A 4,338-nucleotide genomic window follows, 5' to 3' on the forward strand; every position below is an offset into this window, starting at 1 on the left:
ACGTGGCTGACCTGCACGATAAATCATAATTGGCACTGCTTTATTGGCAGGGAGTTTTTTGGCAATTTTGATAAACTCTTGTGTGTCTTTAATGGTTTGATTATTTAAACGTACAATCACATCATTCGCCCGTAAACCTGCATCGGCGGCTGCACCATCTTCCGCTAAACGTAACACTAATACACCACCCTCTAATTTTAGTTGGGTTTTCTCTTGGTCATTTAAGTTACGTAAACCCACACCTAAACTATTTAAGTCAGGTTCTGCTGCTTTTTCGGGTGAATCTTCTTCGTCATCGGGTAAAGAGGCGACTTCAAAAGGAATATCCATTTTTTTACCATCACGTAATAAAGTTAATGGCACTTTTTTACCAACCTTAGCACGACCAATCATTTGAGGTAATTCAGAAGACAAACCAATATCTTGGCCATTAAACGCAATAATCACGTCGCCTTCTTTTAAACCTGATTTTTCCGCAGGGGTATCAGGCAATACTTTGGCGACCAAAGCACCTGCTGGTTTAGCTAAGCCATACGCTTCCGCTAAGTCACGATCAATATCTTGAATCACGACTCCCAAATAACCACGCGACACTTTACCTTTGTCTTTTAGTTGATCAACCACATCCATTGCCACATCAATCGGAATCGCAAAGGCTAAGCCCATATAACCGCCAGAACGGCTATAAATTTGTGAATTAATCCCCACTACTTCACCATCAGCATTAAATAAGGGGCCACCCGAATTACCAGGGTTAATGGCTACGTCAGTTTGAATAAAAGGGACATAAGACTCATTAGGCAAAGCACGAGACTTAGCACTGACAATACCGGCTGTTGCTGAATAATCAAAACCAAACGGAGAGCCAATGGCTAACACAGGTTGACCCACTTTTAATTTATCGGGATTGCCAATTTCAACGACAGGCAGATTGTCTGCTTTAATTTTTAATAGTGCCACATCGGTACGTTCATCTGTACCAATGACTTCAGCTTCTACTTCACGGCGGTCATTCAATTTGACAATTACTTTATCGGCATTATCAACTACATGATTATTGGTTAACACATAACCTTCTTTAGAGATAATAAAACCCGAGCCAAAAGATTGTTTTTCACGTTGTGGCGGCGCAAATTGAAATTGATCACCAAAAAAATGTCTAAAAATATCGGGAACTTGTTGCTGTTGAAGTTGCTGTGCATTACGTTTTTTTGCTTTGGTTGATGCACTAATATTAACCACGGCTTTCGCATTTTTTTCCACGAGATCAGAAAAATCCATCACCGCCGTTGCGGCCCATGAACTTTGTATCCCTGTGGCACAAATAACCCCAACCAACCAAGTACGCACTGTTTTTGCTTGTTGTTCTTTCATATTGTAAATCCTGACTGCAAGTTGAATGCCCTAAAAGATAAAAACTATTTTGCATAATCGCTATAGGGGCTGTGTAAGTTTTTTCAAGCTATGTTATTTTTTTGCTAATAATTGGTAAACAATTGTCGTGTTGTCGTTTCTGGGTATAGTGAATGATGACTAGAGACACAACAAAAGCACAAACCGAAAACAACACTGCCCCCATTTCTTGAGCGTACCATTGACCGATCACTGCCCCCAAGGTCAATGCCGCTAAAGGTAAAACATATAAAAATATTAATCCTTGCCACAATTGTTGTTCTGGCATAGCTATTTCAACTTGATCACCAATATTCACGGCTAATTGACTTGGTGAGACTAAAATTAATGCTGATTGTTTTGAGCTTTTTAGCCAATCAGAGCTTTGCTGACAGGATCGCTCTTGCTGGCAGTTGCCACACGCACTTTGCCGCATAGCTTTGACCCAAATCCCCTGCTGATCAATTTTAGCAATCACCGCTTGTTGTCTTAACATAGATAATCCGATCAAAAAACAGCTTATTTATACAATCACTGTTCGATAATAGCTTACTTGTACTATTGTACAAAATCAGTCTGCTTTATACTCTGCCCTATATCTTCTCTTTATGACCGCATAATGGCAGTTTGACGAATACACTATGACACACTTTGATTATGACGTACTGATTATTGGTAGTGGTGCAGCAGGCTTAACGTTGGCGTTAAAATTGCCACAGCATTTAAAAATTGCCGTTTTATCCAAAGCTTCAACCAGCGAAGCCAGTACCTACTATGCACAAGGTGGTGTTGCCGCAGTATTAGATGAAACAGATACCACAGACAGTCATGTACAAGATACTTTGGTCGCAGGTGCTGGATTGTGTCACAAAGATACCGTCACATTTACAGTAGAGCATGGTGCACAAGCGATTCAATGGCTGTTGCAACAAGGGGTTCGCTTTACCTTAGATGATAGTGAGCAACTACATTTAACCCGTGAAGGGGGTCATTCTCATCGTCGTATTATTCATGCCGCCGATACTACTGGGGTTGCTATTTCTACCACTTTGGTTCAACGTGTCCACGAATGTGATCATATTCAGCTTCTCGAAAATCGAGTGGCCGTTGATTTAATAACCACGAAAAAACTTGGGCTGGAGCAAGAACCCAATCGTGTGATTGGTGCTTATGTGCTCAATCAAGAGCATAATCGAGTTGAGCGTTTTAGAGCACGCTTTGTGGCTTTGGCCACAGGTGGTGCAAGTCGTGCATATTTTTATACCTGTAATCCCGATATTGCTACGGGTGATGGCATTGCGATGGCGTGGCGTGCTGGCTGTCGCGTGGCTAATATGGAATTTAATCAATTTCATCCAACCAGCTTATATCATCCACAAGCTAAATCTTTTTTGATTACCGAAGCCATGCGTGGTGAAGGCGCAATTTTACGTTTACCTGATGGTGAGCGTTTTATGCCACGTTTTGATAGTCGTGCTGAACTTGCACCACGGGATATTGTCGCTCGTGCGATTGATTTTGAAATGAAGCGTCTTGGCATTCGTTGTGTTTATTTAGACATTACCCATAAAGACCCCGAATTTATCATTAGTCACTTTCCGAATATTCATAAAACTTGCTTAAAATATGGCATTGATATTACTAAGGACTGGATTCCTGTGGTGCCAACCGCTCACTTCACCTGTGGCGGCGTGATGGTTAATTTGGCCAGTGAAACCGATATTGAAAACTTATATGCGATTGGCGAAACTTCGTTTACAGGTTTACATGGTGCAAATCGCATGGCAAGCAACTCATTATTAGAATGTTTTGTCTTTGCGATGGCCGCCGCACAATCTATTGAACAGCGTTTAACAAAGACACCACCGCCACCAAATTGTCCTCAGTGGGATGACAGCCAAGTACGTCATGCTGATGAAGATGTCATTATTTTGCATAACTGGGACGAATTACGCCGTTTTATGTGGGATTATGTGGGGATTGTCCGTACAGATAAACGGTTACAACGCGCTTTACGCCGTATTGAATTATTAAAAGGCAATCGCGAAAAAGCCCAGCTCCGCCATCTTCTGCGCGTACAGACCGGAAGACTGCTCCTTCACCGCGCCAAACGGGCCGCTGACGGCGATGGCGGGCAGCTTGCCTTCCGCCAAGCGGTGCAGGCCCTGCCCGACGCCGACCGCCCCCGCGAGTGAGGCCTGAGGCCCATGCCTTGCGGTGCGCGGGTCGGCCGCCTCGCCCTGGCGCGCTAGCATCCGCGGGGTGACCCACCCCAACGCCGCGCCCTCGCGCACCCCGCAGGCGCTGCGCGAAGGGCTCTTGCGCGGCCGCGTCTGCGTGCGCTCGCCCGAGCCCTGCGGCCTGCGCGTCTACGCCGATGACGATGCCATTCCGCAAGGCGTAGGCGCGGCGCTGCGGGCCCGCCGTCTGAGCGTGGCGGCGCTGCGCAACATCTCGATCATCGCGCACATCGACGCGGGCAAGACCACGCTCACGGAACGGCTGCTGCACCTTACAGACGCTCTCGCATCGAACGGTGGAAGTGGGAGCACAGCCGCACTTCCCGGCGACGTCGATTCAGGAAGCACCGTGACCGACTTTCTCGAGCAGGAGCGCCAGCGAGGCATCACGATCCAGTCCGCCGCCGTGGGCCCCGTCTGGTGGCCCAAGCCCTCGTCCTCCAAAGACGCCGGCACAAGGGAGACGGTCGGGATCACGCTCGTCGACACGCCAGGTCACATCGACTTTGGCATCGAGGTGGAACGCGCACTGCGAGTAGTCGATGGCGCGGTAGTAGTGCTCGACGGCGTGGAGGGCGTGCTCGCGCGCTGGCGTTCCTCGTGGGTCGGGTCGCCGGCGGGTGTCGTGGTGATGCCCAGCGCACGTCACCCGAGGCTCGTCGCGTCGCTGGCGCGGCATGCCGCCGCGCTGCTCGGCCTCGAGGTG

At 47.5% G+C, this 4,338-nt stretch carries 4 protein-coding genes; 2 read left to right on the top strand and 2 right to left on the bottom strand.

What is annotated here, in order from left to right; genetic code table 11:
* Both Q0212_RS05535 and Q0212_RS05540 read right to left on the bottom strand, forming a co-directional pair.
* Positions 1-1,374 (bottom strand): DegQ family serine endoprotease (locus Q0212_RS05535; protein ID WP_297923396.1); only part of this gene is annotated, 1,374 nt, incomplete at its 3' end.
* Between the two features lie 88 nt (positions 1,375-1,462).
* Positions 1,463-1,888: a SoxR reducing system RseC family protein gene (locus Q0212_RS05540; protein WP_297923398.1), complete on the bottom strand. Its 426-nt coding sequence runs from the start codon at positions 1,886-1,888 to the stop codon at positions 1,463-1,465.
* A 145-nt stretch (positions 1,889-2,033) separates the two neighbouring features.
* Here Q0212_RS05540 and nadB point away from each other — a divergent pair, with 145 nt between their 5' ends.
* Positions 2,034-3,587, top strand: a complete 1,554-nt coding sequence (gene nadB, locus Q0212_RS05545) for an L-aspartate oxidase (RefSeq protein ID WP_297923400.1) — start codon at positions 2,034-2,036, stop codon at positions 3,585-3,587.
* A gap of 67 nt (positions 3,588-3,654) precedes the next feature.
* On the top strand, positions 3,655-4,338 hold a 684-nt coding region (locus Q0212_RS05550), incomplete at its 3' end, for a GTP-binding protein (protein WP_297923401.1).

Source organism: uncultured Agitococcus sp. (genome assembly GCF_937920075.1).
GTDB lineage: Bacteria > Pseudomonadota > Gammaproteobacteria > Pseudomonadales > Moraxellaceae > Agitococcus.

Coding starts and splice junctions, on each gene's coding strand:
- Q0212_RS05540 (WP_297923398.1), bottom strand. CDS start 1,888: ATGTTAAGACAACAAGCGGTGATTGCTAAAATTGATCAGCAGGGGATT.
- nadB (WP_297923400.1), top strand. CDS start 2,034: ATGACACACTTTGATTATGACGTACTGATTATTGGTAGTGGTGCAGCA.